This is a genomic window from Dysgonomonas sp. 37-18, assembly GCF_001899125.1.
Lineage (GTDB): Bacteria > Bacteroidota > Bacteroidia > Bacteroidales > Dysgonomonadaceae > Dysgonomonas.
The window spans coordinates 88,571-106,220 of sequence record NZ_MKVC01000025.1 but is presented as its reverse complement, the minus strand read 5'-3'; the positions used below and the strand labels follow the sequence as shown (position 1 = coordinate 106,220).

The following is a 17,650-nucleotide window of genomic DNA, read 5'->3' as shown; positions in this document are numbered from 1 at the left end:
CTTGACGGGCGCACCCTTTATCGCATCTATTTCGAATACGATAAAGCGTTTGTTCAATAAATCCAGTTCCTTGTCCGAGTTCAGCAGGAAGTCATATTCTCCTCCGGCATAATATGGCTCCAGTACATTCAGAAAATTATCAATGTCAAAATCCTTTTCCCTGACTTTCTTATCATCCAATATTTGTCGGTAATCTGTTTTTACAAATTCATAGAACGTATTAAAAGACGGTTTGATAGTATCATTTGATTTGATAAGATCTATATACTGGCTGACAGCATTTGATAAGGCAACCTCTTCTGAGCGAGTGGGTGGCTCATCATCCCGCTTCCATAGGGTAAGGATAAGCGTTTTGATAGATTCCCGCTTCTCTATATCAAATACATTGTCTTCGGTGAAAAATGGGTTGAAAGCTATCGGGTTCTGTTCGGTATATGTGAAATATACACCATCTTCACCATTTGTCTTGCGGTTTATCATCTCACATAGTCCCTGATAAGAATTACCCGTATCTACCAACAAAACATGCGTGCCCTGCTCGAAGTATTGCCTGACCATGTGATTGGTAAAGAAAGATTTTCCACTACCTGATGGACCGAGGATAAACTTATTACGATTGGTAATAATTCCCCGCTTCATAGGTAAATCGGAAATATCCAGATGCAGCGGTTTACCTGTCAGCCTGTCAACCATTTTGATACCGAACGGAGATGGAGAGCTTTGATAATTCGTTTCCTCGATAAAGAAGCACAATGCCTGCTCTATGAAAGTATAAAATGATTCCTCCGCAGGAAAATCCCCCGCATTACCTGGAATACCTGCCCAGAACAAGGTCGGGGTATCTACCGTATTGTGACGGGGTTTACATTCCATCAATGCCAACTGGCTACCGACATCGTTCTTTACCCGTTTAAGTTCTTCCTTATCATCGCTCCAAGCCATCACATTGACATGACAACGCACTGATGTCAGCCCATAGCTATGGGCTTCGTTCAGGTAATCTTCGATCCACTCTTTGTTAATTTGATTGGAACGACTATACTTGGATAAAGAGTGCATATTTCGTGCCTGCTTCTCAAAGTGTTTGAGGTTTTCCGTATGGTCATCAATAAAAATAAGCTGATTGACGATATGGTTACAGGATAGCAATACACCTATCGGAGCAGCAAAGGACAAGCGACAATCACTTCTATCTGTTGACAGACGTTCGTAACGAGTATCGGTTTGCACTTGATTCGGCAAATCTTCAGTATCGGACAACGTATGTAAACACAAATATTTGTCTCCGATTTTCATTTCACCTGAAGCAAGAGCAATATCCTGTAAACAAGTTGTATTCTCTTGCGATAAGGAAAAATACTTTTCAACCAGACCCGCTTGATTTTCTGTCCCTACGATCTCATCGGTTGTCAATCGGGTTAGTTTGATAAATCCCGAGTCATTGACTATCCGCTCAAACTGTCCGACCGATTCCAGAAATTTCAATGCCGTTTCTTTATCCTGCATTTCTTTGGGAATAATGAAACTTCTGGTCAGTGCATTGAAGTTACTTTGTTGTCGTGACCGTTCTTTAGTAGTCTTTGTCAAATACAGATAACTGGTATGGTTCAGATATGGCCGTTCATTAAAATGTCGCTCGAAACTCCGTGACAGAAAACTGATATCCTCTTTATTCAATTCGGGCTTGTAGTTTTCTTCGATGAACCAATCCTGTTTACATACAATCGAATAATTGGGCAACACTTTGATGGCTTTGAGCCATGTAGCGTGTATTGCTTCATATTCGGAAGAAGTAACAGTAAAGAGTTCGGGTAATTCTACTTTATAAGCTACTGTTATATCCGCATCTTTACTGAGGATACAATCATGCTCTACAGCCAGTAAAGGGAACTTGCTTTCCAATGTAGCGGCTTTCATTATATTTCTCATTCGTTTCCTCCTTTCTGTTTTATCCGCATAAATAATCTAGGTATCTGCAACCGGTTGATGATGTACTTGGGAAGGTTAGCGATTGCTTGCACTTTCATCAATCCGAATTCTCCGTATTTATCATTCAGGTGGAAAGTTCCCCAGACCAGTATGCCGGCGGCAGTTCCTCCAAAACCAATGCAGATAACCTGATCAATACCTATCATGTACATAATCACAAAAACTATGAATACTGACAGCAAGCCACCTGCGAAGATGAATAGGTACTGAGATTTGAGTCCCCGAAACTCGGCGGGCTTTCCTATCCCTTTGTTGATTGAGAACTCTGCCATTAGAGGAAAAATGAGCGAAGTATAGTTGCTGCTACAATCAGGAAGATACAGGCTCCGAACCACGAAGCAGCCGTCTTAGAAGTATCAGGGTCACCACTCGAAAACTTACCATATACTTTTACACCACCGATAAGGCCGACTACAGCCCCGATAGCATAGATAAGTTTTGTGCCGGGATCGAAATAGCTGGTCACCATATTGGTGGCATCGTTGATACCTTGCAAACCATTTCCTTGAGCAAAAAGAGTTGAACCTATCGCTAAAAACATAGCCATAGAAAGAAGGATTTTCTTTCTCATAAAATCTTGATTTGTTTTAATTGCCGTGAGGGTGGATAGTCCCCACAGCGGGTTAGACTTGAATAATTTTATTTTAATTGGATAATTAGCTTGGTCTGAGACCGTTTTTAGTTTGTTCTACATAGGCTGATTCATTTAGGATTTAAAAACTTATTTACATCAAAGCTTTCCAGCTCCTCGGATTCTTTAATCTCTTTCGGCTTACCTTGTTCTTGTTGATGAAGCGTTATATGCAGGTCAATTAGTCCGGATATTATATTTGCTGTTTTCCCTGAAGAAAGTTGTTCTACTATCTCGGTTTCTTTGTTTTCATACAATATCCTTCCTGCTTCCTGCCGTTCGTCTGGAGTTACTCCCGGAGATTCTATAACGTGTTTTATCTTATGCAACTCATCAATTTCCACTCCCGAAGCATAACACACATCTTTTCCGAACATCTCCTTTAGCTCAATAGCTTCTTCATCTTCATTAAGATTGTCCTCATCATCTGGTTCACTGTCCAAAGAATAATCGATATCCATCGGAGCCGGATCGCTTTCCGTTGCAAAGGTATGCGCATCGTTTTCTATTACCGGCTCTTTTGCTACAGGGGTGGTAGTGGTTGGCACAGGTTGGCTTAGGGTAAAGGTACTTTTGCCGACTATCGAGGCTTCTTTTTCTGAAGTTATCGGTTTATCTGAAGCCTTCGTCTTCTCCTTCTCCATCTGTTTTTTGCCTAAATGGAAAATGTGATATAACCGCATTATCGTTGGATACAGCAGAATCCAAAGTAGTAATAGTGTTGCTGAAATGGTTATTATTAGTGGTAACATATCCTCCGGTTTATATATTCTTCCGTAAAAGTTCATTTATCTCATCTTCATACATATTGAAGTGATTTTCCAATATATTATCAACATAGCCGAAGTAGGACAGCTCATTATCCGGGATTATGCTGATAATTTTCCTGATTTTATTATGAAATTCCTGACGTATATTTATATTCTTACCATTTCGGGAAGATGTCCTGTTTTCCTTCAGAAAGGTCGAAACAAAGTTAGGAGCTTTAGCTCTTCGCTTTTTTGATTCTTCTTTTGCCTGTACCGGTTCCTCAAATGTTTGTTCTTGTACTTCGGATTGCTTTTTTTCACTTGGAACAGGTTGTTCTATTTCGGGTTTCTTTCCTTTCATTAAGGACCTTAGGATCAAATCTTCATCCGACTCGTCTTGTGTAATTATCTTTTTGCCCATACGATTATTGATTTATAATTTGTAGGATTTCTTCAGCGAGCTGGTTCAGCCTCGCCTGTCGTATCATCATCTTATCGGCAGGAAACAAGGTAGAGCGGAATATGGTCTTTTGGGAGGATAGTAAATCCTTTCTGAATTTCTTGGTATCTGGCACAAAGCTTTTAAGTAGTTGAAGCCCCAGTTCTCCAGTTACTTTTTCATAAACATTGTAGATATCTGTCTTTTCCCGTCCGTCTACCATATTCCAGAAGAGGTGCATCCCTTTAATATTGCCTTTCCCGATTGATAGGTAGCCTTCATTCATAGCGACAGCAAATTGCAGGGTACTTTCAACAGCCAGCCTGTCCGCAATCATCGGAGGAAAAATATAATCCATATTGGCGATAAGGGTCAACACTCCTTTTGTGTTGAGTGTCCCAGGTAAATCGAAGAATATTACATCAAATTCTCTGTCGGAAGAATCGATTAATTGCCGTGCTGTAGTTATGGCATCCATCGTATTGCTGGGAATCACTGGATAAACTCCTCTGCTGTCAGATTTAAACTGGTTAAGAGCTAATTTCTTGTAATAAGAATCATTCATCACAAGTTTGCTTTCCCGCTCCCGTTCTTCATTGATACTGTGCTGCGGGCTATCGCAATCAATAATCGCAACATTCTTTCCCAATACATAATTAAAATAACTCGCCATTAATACGGTAAATGCACTTTTGCCAACACCACCTTTCTGGTTGCTGAAACTGATAAATAAGGGTTCTTTTTTCATGTCGTTTTTCTTTTAGTTTGATAAATCTATATTTCTTTCGATAGAGCTATGGATTCTTCTATCGTCTTGAATATTTATAGCTCATTATATCTTTTATTCTATCTATTGATCTGTATATCAGTCGATAAATATATAGGTGTATGAATCTATAGAGAGATATTTCTTTCTGGATATCTATGTATAGTCCTATCATTCTTTAGTTATATGGATAGATATATTCTTCGTTCGACTTTTCGATATATCTATAGTTCGATTGTTAGAAAATTCTATCAAAAGAAAGAATCATATATACCCGAATCTATCCATCTGTTTTTATATCTGTCGATTGATAAACAGATACATTTTCTTTACTATCTATCATTCGATAGAACAAAAGTAGAATAGCATCCTTCTTTAATCATTCATTTTCATAAGGGGTGGTAGCCGTTGGCAGTTGTTGGCATAGGTAAAGTATTATTTCAACCTAACGGGAGACTCTAACTTTGCACAGTCGGAGTATAAAGATGCTCTAATCTTGAAATTGCTTATTGAAAAGAAGCTGGCTTTTTAAGGATAATAGATGTGCATAACAATGGTAATATTCGGGATAGTTATTCTCATTTTCCATTTGATAGCATCAGTCATTTTCGAAGCTAACGTTAATGCACCCTTTCAAGGTGGATTTTTATTGTCGTCAGACAATAGCAAGGTATGTTTTGAGTACACTCAAAACCGTTTTAAGTGCCTTAAAACACCTTGCCCGCTCCTTTGAAAGTAGGGGGGTAATCTTACTCCGAAGTCGTAAGATTTTGAAGAAACAGTATTAATGAATGGTCGTTTTTTAACGACAAGGCTAATTATCCAAATGTCATATGAATATGAAAAGAAATGAATCAAGAAAAGGAGGGCGAATCCCCAAAAGAGATCCAGCGAAGAATCGCCATGTTTTCTATCTGAATGATGAAAAAGAAGCTAAGTTCTTGTCATTGTTTGAGCTGTCGGGAGCAAAGAACAAGGCTCATTTTATTACATCCTGCATCTTCAATAATCCTGTAAAGGTGGTCAAAATAGACAAAGGACTACATGATTATTATATGCGCCTGACTACTTTTTTCGGACAATTCCGGGCAATCGGAGTCAATTATAATCAGGTTGTGAAAGCTCTTAATTCCAATTTTTCGGAGAAAAAGGCACTCGCATTTCTCTATAAACTGGAAAAAGCGACCATTGATTTGGTGGATTTACAGAAAAAGATTGTGACTCTAACCAACGATTTAAAACAAAAAATCAGTAACGATGGTAGCCAAAATTAGCGCAGGAAGTTCATTGTTCGGGGCATTATCCTATAATCAGGAAAAGGTTGAACAGAGAGAAGCAAAGGTCCTTTTCGGCAACCGTATTGTTGAAAATATGGATTCCGGATATACAATGCAAAATATGATAGAATCTTTCAAACCTTATCTGGATGCTAACAATAGAACTGAAAAACCTATACTTCATATATCAATCAATCCTCATCCCGATGATAAACTGACAGATGCGCAACTGTTGGAAATCGGACAAAAGTATATGAATCAGATGGGGTATGGCGACCAGCCTTACCTCATATTTAAGCATGAAGATCTGGACAGGCACCACCTACATATTGTGAGCATTAATGTGGATGAAACAGGTAAGAAAATCAGTAACTCCAATGATTTCTATAAGTCGAAGAAGATTACTAGAGCATTAGAAAAAGAGTATAATCTATTCCCTGCCGAGAAGCAAAAGCAATCGGATAATCTACCTCTCAAACGAGTAAATTATAAAGCAGGCGATGTCAAAAAACAGCTTTCAAATGTGGCGAAAGCTGTGATGAAAGATTATCGTTTCCAAAGCTTCAATGAATATAAAGCTGTACTTTCAATCTATGGAGTGACAGTAGAAGAAGTCAAAGGCGAAGTCAGAGGCAAAACCTATAATGGATTAGTGTATTCTGTACTAAATAAGAAAGGAGAAAATGTTGGTAATCCGTTTAAAGCATCATTGATTGGGAAAGCAGTCGGTTATGATGCCCTGCAAAAACGGATTACTTTTTCCAAACAATCGATGAAGGACAAGATTATATATAATAGGAGTCGGGATATTATATCTCCACTTCTAGCGAATAAGCCCAACCGAAAGGCTTTTGAGAAAGAGCTGGCTAAGAATGGTATCTCTGTAATATTCCGCGAGAATGATGAAGGTCGTATCTACGGAGCAACGTTTATCGACCATCAAGAAAAGGCTGTTTTTAATGGTTCCCGTTTAGGTAAAGAGTTTTCAGCGAATGTGTTTCATAGCTTGTTTAATGAAAATCATAAAGCGGAAGCCAATTATCTATTGCATGATAATAATTACGCCCAGGAACAAAACAGCGAGATGGAATCTTTGGGTGGATTACTGGATATGGTACAACATGGTGATAACTATGAAGAAATTGCCTTTACGAATCGGATGAAACGGAAAAAGAAGCGCAGAAATCCCAAGTTATAAAATCCATGACAGATTGACTTAACGTTATTCTTGGTTCGATGTTTGATATAGATTTACCATGAATGGAAAAATAGAAATCTTGGAAAATGATAAGAATCAACGTATAGATGATTTTTATCTGACTTTTAAAAAGAAACTGGAGGAAATACACACATTTCCTTCTGATTATGTCTTTAAGTTTATTGTATCTTCTGAACAGAGTAATATAGCAAAAGTGCATTCAATCTTTGAAAATGCAAATGCAAGCTTCTCTATGAGAGATAGTAAAAACGGTAAATATTCAAGTATTACGGTTAAAGCTCCTGTCAGTGATGCTGATGATGTTGTAATTTATTACAGGCAGGTAGCAGCCATTGATGGTGTGATGATGCTTTAACTCGAACTACCTAAAATAAGAATCCTCAAACAGATAGTTGTTTGGGGATTTTCATTTATATAGAATTATCTTATGTCCGAATGTTGGCGGTAAATTGTCTCATTTTTAGAACTGTATAGATATTAGTTTTGGACTCAAATTCAAAATTAATAGTATTATGCAACAAGAAGACGACTTAAGAGGGTTAGCCAAAGTGATGGAATTCATGAGGGCTATCAGTATATTATTTGTAGTAATCCATATTTATTGGTTCTGCTATCAATCTATACGGGAAACAGGTATAAATATCGGAGTTGTAGATAAAATCCTGCTGAATTTTCAAAATACAGCGGGATTGTTTTCTAATATACTTTGGACTAAGTTGTTTGCCGTTGTGTTTCTTGGCTTATCCTGTTTAGGGACAAAAGGGGTAAAAGAAGAGAAAATCACATGGAACAAGATATGTGTATTCCTCTTCTTTGGTTTTATCTTCTTTTTTCTCAATTGGTGGATACTGGCTTTACCTCTACCGTTGGTCGCCAATACAACAATTTATGTTTTTACAATGACTATAGGTTATATTCTATTACTAATGGCAGGGTTGTGGATGAGTCGGTTACTGAAGAACAACCTAATGGAGGATGTATTCAATCTGGAGAACGAATCCTTTATGCAGGAAACTCGCCTCATTGAGAACGAATATTCGATAAATCTGCCGACCCGCTTCTATTATAAGAAAAAATGGAATAAAGGTTGGATAAACATTGTCAATCCATTCCGTGCATCTATTGTGTTAGGTACTCCGGGGAGTGGTAAATCTTATGCAATAGTAAACAACTACATTAAACAGCAGATCGCAAAAGGTTTTTCAATGTATATATACGACTATAAGTTTGATGATTTATCTACTATTGCTTATAATGAATTGCTCAAAAATCTTGACAAATATGATGTTGCTCCGAAATTCTATGTAATCAATTTCGATAATCCGGCAAAGAGCCACCGATGCAACCCGATTGCTCCCGAGTTTATGACGAATATCAGCGATGCATACGAATCAGCTTATACAATAATGCTAAATCTGAATAAAACATGGATTCAGAAGCAAGGGGATTTTTTCGTGGAATCGCCAATTATCCTGTTAGCTGCTATAATTTGGTATCTCAAAATATATAAGGATGGAAAATATTGTACTTTCCCCCATGCAATCGAATTCCTTAATAAGAAATATGCAGATATATTTCCAATACTGACATCGTACTCTCAATTGGAAAACTATCTTTCTCCTTTTATGGATGCATGGGAAGGTGGGGCGCAAGATCAGCTCCAGGGACAGATAGCTTCAGCAAAAATACCTTTGTCCAGGATGATTAGTCCTCAACTGTATTGGGTAATGACAGGTAATGATTTTACATTGGATATTAATAATCCGAAAGAACCTAAAATCCTTTGTGTCGGGAATAATCCTGACAGGCAAAACATATATTCAGCAGCACTTGGTTTATATAATAGCCGTATAGTGAAATTAATAAACAAAAAGGGACAGCTTAAATCGTCTGTTATTATCGATGAGTTGCCTACTATTTATTTCCGAGGTTTGGACAACCTGATAGCCACTGCCCGTAGTAATAAAGTAGCTGTTTGTCTTGGTTTTCAGGATTATAGCCAGTTAAATCGTGATTATGGAGATAAGGAATCGAAAGTGGTGCAAAATACAGTTGGTAATATCTTTTCGGGGCAGGTCGTGGGAGAATCGGCAAAGACATTATCAGATCGTTTTGGTAAAGTGTTACAAAAACGTCAATCAATGACCATCAACAGACAGGATAAATCGACTTCTATCAGTACACAGATGGATAGTCTTATTCCTGCCAGCAAAATATCGAATCTTACTCAGGGTATGTTTGTAGGTGCTGTATCGGACAACTTTGATGAACGAATCGAGCAAAAGATATTTCATGCTGAAATTGTGGTGGATAATGTTAAAGTTTCAGCAGAGATGAAAAACTATCGAAAAATTCCTATCTTGACCAACTTTATTAATACGGAAGGTGTTGATTTAATGGAAGAAGAGATTCAAAAGAATTACTCTCAGATTAAAGCGGATATCGGGCAGATTGTAAAGGAGGAATTGGAACGGATAAGTAGTGATGAGAATCTAAAGCACCTGATTAAAGGATAAAAAAGCATGGATGCATTATCTCCAGCTATAGGGGTACTGGTATACCTTACGAACAGGAGTAATGCTCCATGCTTTATGTGCATGAACATTATTTCCTTTTCTTTTGTTCGTGAATTTTAAATTACCAGTTTTCTATTCGCTAAAGAAAATGAAATACAATGATCTATTATTTATCTTTCCTTCTTATTTTTTTCTTTTTAAAAATTCCATTATCCATATTATCCATTCGTTCGTTTAACTTTTCAATCATTTCGTCAAGAAAGAGGGTGCGGCTTCCGACACGTCGACGGATGGCCCTGAATGTATCATAACAATCTTTTACTTCAAAGGAGAATAGCTGACAGAGGATTTCAACCAATAAATTAATGTCAATATCGCCATTCTCAAATTTCTTAGTTTCCAAGGCTCCATATGCAAATTCTACTAAATCGGCTGCTGTTCCGGTCCAATGAAGGTCTTGTTCTGATTTCTTTTCTTTTTGATTTCCTTTATTACTATTATTCTGTAATTGCCATTGTAAGATTTTAAGTTCTATATCAATAAGAGAGATTGCCTTGATTGTATATTTTAAGGCATTTTTTTTCCTCCTTATCGGATAAGCCGTCTCGTATTCCGACAAGTTCCAAACGTACAAAACCAAGATGGTAATAGAGTTTTGTGATGTTTGATTCAATTTGTAGTCTGTCTAATAACTTTAGTGCAAATTCGTCATAGGCTTCTTCAAGTTTTGTTAGAAAATTGTTACTTTCATCTTGTTTAGATAAGATAGAAAATAATTTCAAATTCATTAAATTTTTCATTTTAAAAAAATTATAATTATTAATTAGTGATACAAAGACTCAATACGTAGAGTCTACTTTATTCTAATCTTTTAATTAATTCTTTAAAATAATCTCTGTACAAAATCCCGTAATTGTTGCCTCCAGAATTCCCATTCATGACCATAATTACTATCATAGAATTCGTATTTAACTCCCATCTCTTTAAGATTTTCCACAAATTCGACGTGCCCGTCATAGCGAGGATCTTTTGTTCCGCAACTAATCCAGAGCAGCTTTAGTTCGCGATTGACTCTTCCAACATCAGATATAACGCCCGGAATGTATTTGTCATGGTTGAAATTGCCATCTCCTATAATCCCAGCACTAAATTGACCTATATATGAAAATTTATCCAAATTTCTTAATCCAATAACATAAGCTTGACCTCCTCCCATAGAAAGCCCGGCAATAGCCCTGTTTCTTTTATCTCTTTTTACACGATAACGTTGTTCGATATACGGAATAATATCATTTAGGAGTTCCTCTTCCAATATATCCATTCCTTCCACAGTACTTCCTCCTGCCCATGAACCGTCCGTCAATCCGTTAGACATAACGATTAACATCGGTTTAGCTTTTCCCGAAGCAATCAGGTTATCCAATATGATACTAGAACGGCCATCTTTTGTCCAACTGCTCTCGCTGTCCCCGCCTCCATGTCGCAAGTATAAGACAGGAAATTCTTCCAAATTATTTTTATGATATTCAGTTGGTAAGTATACATACATTTCCCGCGGTTTATGAAGTTGAGTAGAGATATACTTCAAGATATGAATTTCCCCATGAGGTACATTCTGCAGTTCATCATAACGTGGAATGGAACCGCCATGTACTTCAACGACACTTCCATACACTGACGTTCCGGCTTTTACAACCGGATTGGCAAAATCTATTGTAAGGATACCATCAATCTCGAATACATACTGGTACAAACGTGGCTTCACAGGATGGATTGTAACAGACCATACATCCTGCTCATCTTTTACCATCGGCTGTGATAAGACATCCCATTCATCAAAATGCAAAATGACATTCTTTGCACTGGGAGCCTTTATCCGGAATGTGATACTATTATCCTCGTTTACTACAGGAGAAAAAGGAGGCTCGGCAGGTTTCCACCATCCATCTGTACTAAACTTATTTTTCTTTTCTTGTGCATTTGTTGGTGTAATTAATGCCCCGATTATAAAAAAAGCTAATATTAATAATATATATTTTTTCATTTTATGATGTTTTTATTTATATGTTTGAATAATTCCTGTTTGAATGTTATAACCTTCTGTATATATACCATACAAATTTGCTTTCGGAGAAAGTGTTTGATCAATGATAAGTATTCGCTCCTCCTGTGGCATCAGTGTAAAATAACCGTCAGAAACTGAAACAGGGAGAATCTCTTTTTCTGTTTCTATATCTACAACTTTAATTTTTATTCCTATGGCAGGAGTCGAGGTAGGATTATAAAGTTTAAAATAAATTAGGTTATCGTTTTGATATATAATCTTTGCTTCCAATCCTGTATACGGCAAATCGTTGAATGATCTGTAAGTTCCGCTTTTACCTGTAAGCCAGTATTCATTCAAAGAAAGTATTTCTTCCTCATCTATCAATTTAAGGCGTAAAAGATAAGGTACATTTGTATTCCTTAATTTTTCAATAAACGATAAATGAACACTGTCACGTGAATTTGCATTCAAATCAATATTTGTTCTTTCCGAATAAAGCACTTCATTGGATAATGAATATGCTTTCATTTCTATCAAAATATTTTTTCTGTTATGATTTGTCGTATTTACAACAGCAATAGTGTAATCATGTGCATTCATTTGAATATGAAAAGGCTCACAAGCCTTCTTAGCACCATAATATGCTCCTGTAGTTTCATAATCCCATGAATAAGTTTGCCAAACTGTACTTGGCCAGGCCGGATGCGACATCCATAGCAGTAGTCCTGATGTATTCTTCCACAGTTTCTTATTCCATGCTTCAAACATGGCACGGTGGCTATTGTAATTTATTAGTTGTGCTTTTTTACAAAAATCCGGCATGGAAACAGCTTCACCATAAAGGCTATCTATTGTAGCACTATATCCCCATTTACCAAAATAAAAGTCGTGGTAATACCAAACATCACCAATAGGCCATAGGTCAGCTTCACTCATCATCTTTTTCATAGAAGAAGCTAGTGGTACAGCCATTGTTCCCAATTCGGTAGAGAATCCCTCCGCTATCTGAGTAAAGTATACCGATTCATTTGGTTTATAATCCCACGGACCACTCGAACGCAGATTTAAATAACGGGAACTTCCGATATATAATCTTGTTCCATCTATTTTAGATGTTGCTTCTACCAATTCAGTTTCTAGCTCAGGGCGTGCATATCCTTCATTGCGAGGACACCAGATAATCAAAGAAGGATGATTGCGATACCGTACAATCACATCTTTTACATTGTCCATAAATAAATCTTTGTCCTCGGGTTCCAGATTAAATCCAAGTGTTGAATACCAGAAGTCATTCCATACCAAAATTCCATATTCATCACACAAATCAAAAAATACCTTCTCTGTTGATTCTCCAGCCCAGTTACGAATCATATTGAATCCAGCTTCTTTGTGTAATTTAATATATGGTTCCATTTTCAAACGGGATACCTTTTTCATAGCATCATCCATGCCCCAATTTCCACCTCTGCAAAAGATAGGGACACCATTGACTTTTACAACCAGATAAGGATTAGTATTATCTTTTATAACAGGCATTTTTGAACAGAAAGACTTATCTGTAAATGTCGGAATACTTATGCCATCAGATAAATTAACCCGAATGCCATTGTTCCATGGATAAGGATTATTTTGCAGCCATTGCAAAGGATTATAATCTACCCTTACATGTTTGTCTGAATCAGGGGTTTCTGCAATCAGCATTTCAAATGAAACCTCACGTATTCCAAAACGCTCTTTTACCTTATCGCTCTGTACTTTATTAACTGAGGCACTCACAGTTGCCTCATACAGATGAGGTTCACCATATCCATTAGGCCACCATAGCTTCGGATTATTTAGACATAATTCTGAATAAGTGGAGGGGGTGAATGAAATGGTTTGTTTAGATTGTGGGGACATTTCTACTTGTTTGGATATCTGCATTCCAGCTATATGTAGTAATAAGGTTGTTTTCTGTCTTTTTGACGATAAATTACTGACGTCTACGTTTACTGTTACCAAAGCTTGAGTGGTATCAGGTAGATTCAGGTCAGTAATTATCTGCATGTCTGATAACCTAATATCGTCCGTGTAAGATAAAGATACATCCTGCCAGATTCCAATATTGCGGTCTCGGATACCAGGCATCCAATCCCAGCCTTCGGAGGATATAAACGTTGGTCCGTCAAGACACAGAACACCCCCATTTGGTCCATAAGAGGTGCGGGCAGATTGTTCGTGCGGTATACCCGGATTATTGGGAGGGTAAATTATAACCTTAAGTTCATTTTCATCCCTGATGTGAGAAGAAATATTAAAAATACCTTTTTTAAATGCTCCTTCTATTCTACCGATAGAAATATTATTTAGGAACACATCGGCCATGTAATTAATACCTTGAAAATTGAGGAACACATTTTTACTGCTCTTTTCTGGTGATTTGAATTTCAATGTATAAATCCAGTTTTTACGGCATAGATCATCCGGGATTTTCATCATATTGAGTCCAAAATAAGGATCTTCATATTCACCTTGATTTACCAATGTTGTTAAAACTGTACCCGGAACCGTGGCTTTATATCTTTTTGCATATATTTCGTCGGCTGTTAATACCCATCCTTGATTAAGGCAGTATTCCTTTTCTGATAATCTTATTGGTTTGTGGTAGGATTGATTATCAATTATAGTATATAAAGAATCGAATCTGGAATAGGGTAATGTTGCAGAATCCTGAGGGACAGATAGTCCATAATTTTTCCCGATAGGAAATGTATCTGTTTTCTTTATATTATCATTGGTTACAACATTATTTTGTGCTGACAATCCGGTATGGGAAATTAGAATAAATATACTGAACAAGAGTATGAAATATTTCATTACTTATTTTTTTAGACTCTCTGTTAATACTGCACGTCCCTCTTTATCCGGGTCGTTTTTTACTTCACAATTATCATTCAATATCATTGTTTCTCCATTCTCCAAGGAAAACTCCGGCCAGTGAGGTAAAGATGCACAATTCGGATTACCTGTACGTGCAAAGTTAAGGAGTGAATCCGCCATTTTATACGATAGTTTCCGAGGTCTGGTCCCTCCTCCCGAATGTGTCAGCATCAGGTCAGTATTCAAAAACCAGAAAGAAATATCAAGACAATGAAAAGCGCGTATACGCCCGTCAAATAAAAAGGGTTCGAATCCAAACCATGCCATATATACAGGTGAATCCTGCTTTTTCTTAGCAATTGCCGATTCCACTACCGACATACGATTCGAATAAATCAATACAAGAACGTCAAACGGTTTTGCTGAAGGAAAATTACGTGAATATGCATCATATATAGCTTGTGCATTCTCTCCATATCGTTCCGAAAGTTTTTGAATCGCTTCTGTTCTGGTTATTTTTTCCTGAGCAGGATTATTTCTCTCCACTCCCCACTCGTGAAAAGTAGTACAGAAAATCATGGGTATATCGGGAGAGTCCGGATTGCTGAAAAATTCATCTTCGGGCAAATGAATTCCATCTCCTACGGGACCGAAACTTCCTCTTGCCATTCCCGCTCCTCCGCTCTCTTTTTCCATACGTGATGCTCCCTGGTAAGCAAGCTCCATATAATCTTTCCACGACATATCCTGTAATTTATCTACTTCCGATTCAGATAGTCCTGCTTCTTTTACAATATATTCTCCTAAGCGTTTCGAATAATCTTTATTATTAGCACGTATAGCCGAACCACTGAGCGAAACACCTTTATGGATAAGACCTTTTGTTTCGGGCATCGTTGCCAGCAAGCAAACCTTAGCTCCTCCACCAGATTGACCGATAATGGTGACATTGTTGGGATCTCCTCCAAAATTTTCAATATTGTCATGTATCCATTGCAAAGCGAAAACCATGTCCAATAATCCGGCGTTTCCCGAATTTTTATATTTTTCTCCGAAAGCAGACAAGTCGGTAAAACCAAAAACACCCAACCGATGGTTTATGGAGCAGAAAACAATGTTACCATAGCGAACGATATTTTCACCATGGTAACCATCCTGTTCGAAGCCGTTACCCCTTGTATATCCGCCACCGTGCAACCAGACAATCACCGGACGTTTTTTGCCGTCGGCAATTGCATTTGTCCAGATATTCAGAGCGAGGCAATTCTCGCTGATTTCATCGTAATTCCAATGGTCTACAAACATATCGTACGAAGTAGACGCACGGCTGTACACATCTTGCGGTGCACTGTTGCCGTAAAATACAGCCGGGCGGATGCCATCCCACTTTTCATGTTTCTGCGGAGGCATAAAACGGTTCTTTCCAGATGTTTCAGAAGCATACGGTATACCCAGAAATGTATATACCCCGCGAGAAATATATCCTTTCACTTTGCCGTATTCTGTATCGGCTATAGCGATATTTTCTCCGATTTGAATTTGCGGTTCATCTTCGGGAATGTTAGTATGATTCTGTGCCGGTAATGGAGACGTAACGGTGATAAATAATGCTGATGCTATCGTAACAGCCTTAATAAATACTTCACTTGTTTTATTCATAATTCTATTTGTTTATTTACCAGATGAAGGTTCCCACAGAACCGGGAGCGAGTGGTAGATTAGCGAAACGTCCGTTATATTGTACCTTAACTTGGTTACGAGACCAACTGTCATTAGCGACAATCAAAACAATCTTGCCTTCGGCAGTTTTAAAAGCTACATTCGGTAATACATCACTATGCTCCACAACCGTTGTACGACGCACTTCCGCCCGTTCTTCATCCTCAGTAATATCCACACCAGAGTCGAAAGGATGAGTTGATGAAATGCGTACAGAACCCGGGCGAACGAATTTGGACGCATGCGCTATTGTATAATAGGCTATATTTCGAGTCACATGGTCTCCATCGATAGTTATTGCACCCTGACACATCGAACAGCCTCCGTTATCGGTATGCGGGTCGTTTAGCGGGTTGGCTCCATAATTCCAGAGAACAACATTCTTACTCCAATTCCGAGTCACATCAATAAGAAGCCTTTTCACCGATAATGCAATATTTATTGTTCGGCTATCTGGTCTTTCGGTAAGCATCTGCTCTGTAAAATAAATATTTTTATCTGGTCTTGCCCAGTGTACGATACTCATACCGCTGAGATATCCCCGATAATGATGAAACGCAGAACCATCGACATATTGCGCTGTGATTGCATCACTTAAAATAGCTAAAGGATAATCGGGGCGGTCGCAATTATGGTCGAAAATAACAATCTTGGTCTCTATGCCTGCTTCTTTAAATGCAGGTCCGAGATGGTCCCTTACAAATTCATTATGCTCCTGCCAATACCACGGCATACTGGGAGTATTACGCGAGTTTAACGGTTCATTTTGTATAGTAACAGCATCAATATTTATTCCTTCTTTTGCCATTTGTTGAATGTATTTCACAAAATATTGTGCATATACATTGTAATATTCTTTCTTTAAAGCTCCTCCCTGTACATTATTATTCGTCTTCATCCATACAGGCGCAGACCAGGGTGATGCCATTATTTTTATATCAGGTACGATTTTCAATATTTCTTTCATTACAGGAATTACATCATCGTAATCATGTCCAAGATTGAATTTCTTTAATCTGGTATCTTTTTCTCCATCGGGAAGGTCGTTGTATGAATAGACTAAATTATTCAGGTCGGATGCTCCTAAGGTTAACCGGATATAACTGAATCCGACATTGTTCACATCATTCCTGAACATTTCTTTGAGAATATTTTCACGAGCATTTGCGCTCATGCGATTCAGATGAAACGCACTTCCTTCGGTCAAAGCGAAACCAAAGCCATCCATTATTTGATATTCCTGACGGTCATCAATTATGATAGGCAAGCCTTTTCCCTGCTCATCTCCGAAAGTTATCTTTTCGGATTGCTGCTGAAAAAGAGTATTCCGGTCAGGTGTAGTTATCCACGATTCTATTTGTTGTGCTTGTATGTAAATTGCATGTAGGGCTAATGCCAGTAAAAACAATTTTTTTAACGATATTAGATTTAACATTGTA

Annotated in this window: 15 protein-coding genes; 4 read left to right on the top strand and 11 right to left on the bottom strand. The window is 37.7% G+C overall.

The annotated features are described in order from the left end of the window. The 6 genes from BGO84_RS10185 to BGO84_RS10160 form a co-directional block, all read right to left on the bottom strand. Window positions 1-1,929 (bottom strand): TraG family conjugative transposon ATPase (locus tag BGO84_RS10185; RefSeq protein ID WP_291029008.1); only part of this gene is annotated, 1,929 nt, incomplete at its 3' end. After that, complete coding sequence (locus BGO84_RS10180; protein ID WP_006842105.1) at window positions 1,926-2,261, bottom strand: DUF4133 domain-containing protein; 336 nt, start codon at window positions 2,259-2,261, stop codon at window positions 1,926-1,928. The genes BGO84_RS10185 and BGO84_RS10180, both read right to left, overlap by 4 nt. Further along, entirely contained in the window at window positions 2,261-2,560 is a 300-nt protein-coding gene (locus BGO84_RS10175; RefSeq protein WP_026177017.1) for a DUF4134 domain-containing protein, read from the bottom strand. Before BGO84_RS10175 ends, BGO84_RS10180 begins: the two co-directional genes overlap by 1 nt. Window positions 2,561-2,691: 131 nt before the next feature. After that, window positions 2,692-3,372, bottom strand: a complete 681-nt coding sequence (locus tag BGO84_RS10170) for a hypothetical protein (RefSeq protein ID WP_291029007.1) — start codon at window positions 3,370-3,372, stop codon at window positions 2,692-2,694. Window positions 3,373-3,382: 10 nt separating this feature from the next. Further along, window positions 3,383-3,790: a DUF3408 domain-containing protein gene (locus BGO84_RS10165; protein ID WP_006842108.1), complete on the bottom strand. Its 408-nt coding sequence runs from the start codon at window positions 3,788-3,790 to the stop codon at window positions 3,383-3,385. A 4-nt stretch (window positions 3,791-3,794) separates the two neighbouring features. Beyond that, on the bottom strand, window positions 3,795-4,556 hold the full coding sequence (locus BGO84_RS10160) for a ParA family protein (RefSeq protein WP_006842109.1): 762 nt from the start codon (window positions 4,554-4,556) through the stop codon (window positions 3,795-3,797). An 857-nt stretch (window positions 4,557-5,413) separates the two neighbouring features. On the opposite strand from BGO84_RS10160, the gene mobA reads away from it, so the two are divergent. The 4 genes from mobA to mobC all read left to right on the top strand — a co-directional run bounded on the left by mobA (window position 5,414) and on the right by mobC (window position 9,586). Next, complete coding sequence (gene mobA / locus BGO84_RS10155) at window positions 5,414-5,848, top strand: conjugal transfer protein MobA (protein ID WP_026177018.1); 435 nt, start codon at window positions 5,414-5,416, stop codon at window positions 5,846-5,848. Continuing rightward, complete coding sequence (gene mobB, locus BGO84_RS10150; protein WP_006842112.1) at window positions 5,832-7,049, top strand: conjugal transfer protein MobB; 1,218 nt, start codon at window positions 5,832-5,834, stop codon at window positions 7,047-7,049. Before mobA ends, mobB begins: the two co-directional genes overlap by 17 nt. Window positions 7,050-7,107: 58 nt before the next feature. Next, window positions 7,108-7,425 (top strand): DUF493 domain-containing protein, encoded by a 318-nt coding sequence (locus tag BGO84_RS10145; RefSeq protein ID WP_291029006.1) that lies wholly within the window; start codon window positions 7,108-7,110, stop codon window positions 7,423-7,425. Between the two features lie 157 nt (window positions 7,426-7,582). Then, window positions 7,583-9,586 (top strand): conjugal transfer protein MobC, encoded by a 2,004-nt coding sequence (gene mobC, locus BGO84_RS10140; protein WP_291029005.1) that lies wholly within the window; start codon window positions 7,583-7,585, stop codon window positions 9,584-9,586. Between the two features lie 166 nt (window positions 9,587-9,752). On the opposite strand, the gene BGO84_RS10135 is transcribed toward mobC, so the two are convergent. The 5 genes from BGO84_RS10135 to BGO84_RS10115 all read right to left on the bottom strand — a co-directional run bounded on the left by BGO84_RS10135 (window position 9,753) and on the right by BGO84_RS10115 (window position 17,646). Beyond that, window positions 9,753-10,259 (bottom strand): RteC domain-containing protein, encoded by a 507-nt coding sequence (locus BGO84_RS10135; RefSeq protein ID WP_018074743.1) that lies wholly within the window; start codon window positions 10,257-10,259, stop codon window positions 9,753-9,755. 210 nt (window positions 10,260-10,469) lie between these two features. Continuing rightward, window positions 10,470-11,630 (bottom strand): esterase, encoded by a 1,161-nt coding sequence (locus tag BGO84_RS10130; protein ID WP_006842116.1) that lies wholly within the window; start codon window positions 11,628-11,630, stop codon window positions 10,470-10,472. 12 nt (window positions 11,631-11,642) lie between these two features. Next, complete coding sequence (locus tag BGO84_RS10125) at window positions 11,643-14,489, bottom strand: glycoside hydrolase family 2 TIM barrel-domain containing protein (protein WP_291029004.1); 2,847 nt, start codon at window positions 14,487-14,489, stop codon at window positions 11,643-11,645. A gap of 3 nt (window positions 14,490-14,492) precedes the next feature. Continuing rightward, window positions 14,493-16,151 (bottom strand): carboxylesterase family protein, encoded by a 1,659-nt coding sequence (locus BGO84_RS10120; protein ID WP_006842118.1) that lies wholly within the window; start codon window positions 16,149-16,151, stop codon window positions 14,493-14,495. Window positions 16,152-16,167: 16 nt separating this feature from the next. Beyond that, a complete protein-coding gene (locus BGO84_RS10115) occupies window positions 16,168-17,646 on the bottom strand; it encodes a glycoside hydrolase family 30 beta sandwich domain-containing protein (protein ID WP_006842119.1) in 1,479 nt (492 codons plus the stop codon). Between the last annotated feature and the right edge of the window lie 4 nt (window positions 17,647-17,650).

Excerpts from the sequence above, each read along its gene's own strand:
- BGO84_RS10180 (WP_006842105.1), bottom strand. The coding sequence starts at position 2,261 with ATGGCAGAGTTCTCAATCAACAAAGGGATAGGAAAGCCCGCCGAGTTT.
- BGO84_RS10175 (WP_026177017.1), bottom strand. The coding sequence starts at position 2,560 with ATGAGAAAGAAAATCCTTCTTTCTATGGCTATGTTTTTAGCGATAGGT.
- BGO84_RS10170 (WP_291029007.1), bottom strand. The coding sequence starts at position 3,372 with ATGTTACCACTAATAATAACCATTTCAGCAACACTATTACTACTTTGG.
- BGO84_RS10165 (WP_006842108.1), bottom strand. The coding sequence starts at position 3,790 with ATGGGCAAAAAGATAATTACACAAGACGAGTCGGATGAAGATTTGATC.
- BGO84_RS10160 (WP_006842109.1), bottom strand. The coding sequence starts at position 4,556 with ATGAAAAAAGAACCCTTATTTATCAGTTTCAGCAACCAGAAAGGTGGT.
- mobA (WP_026177018.1), top strand. The coding sequence starts at position 5,414 with ATGAAAAGAAATGAATCAAGAAAAGGAGGGCGAATCCCCAAAAGAGAT.
- mobB (WP_006842112.1), top strand. The coding sequence starts at position 5,832 with ATGGTAGCCAAAATTAGCGCAGGAAGTTCATTGTTCGGGGCATTATCC.
- BGO84_RS10145 (WP_291029006.1), top strand. The coding sequence starts at position 7,108 with ATGAATGGAAAAATAGAAATCTTGGAAAATGATAAGAATCAACGTATA.
- mobC (WP_291029005.1), top strand. The coding sequence starts at position 7,583 with ATGCAACAAGAAGACGACTTAAGAGGGTTAGCCAAAGTGATGGAATTC.
- BGO84_RS10130 (WP_006842116.1), bottom strand. The coding sequence starts at position 11,630 with ATGAAAAAATATATATTATTAATATTAGCTTTTTTTATAATCGGGGCA.
- BGO84_RS10125 (WP_291029004.1), bottom strand. The coding sequence starts at position 14,489 with ATGAAATATTTCATACTCTTGTTCAGTATATTTATTCTAATTTCCCAT.
- BGO84_RS10120 (WP_006842118.1), bottom strand. The coding sequence starts at position 16,151 with ATGAATAAAACAAGTGAAGTATTTATTAAGGCTGTTACGATAGCATCA.
- BGO84_RS10115 (WP_006842119.1), bottom strand. The coding sequence starts at position 17,646 with ATGTTAAATCTAATATCGTTAAAAAAATTGTTTTTACTGGCATTAGCC.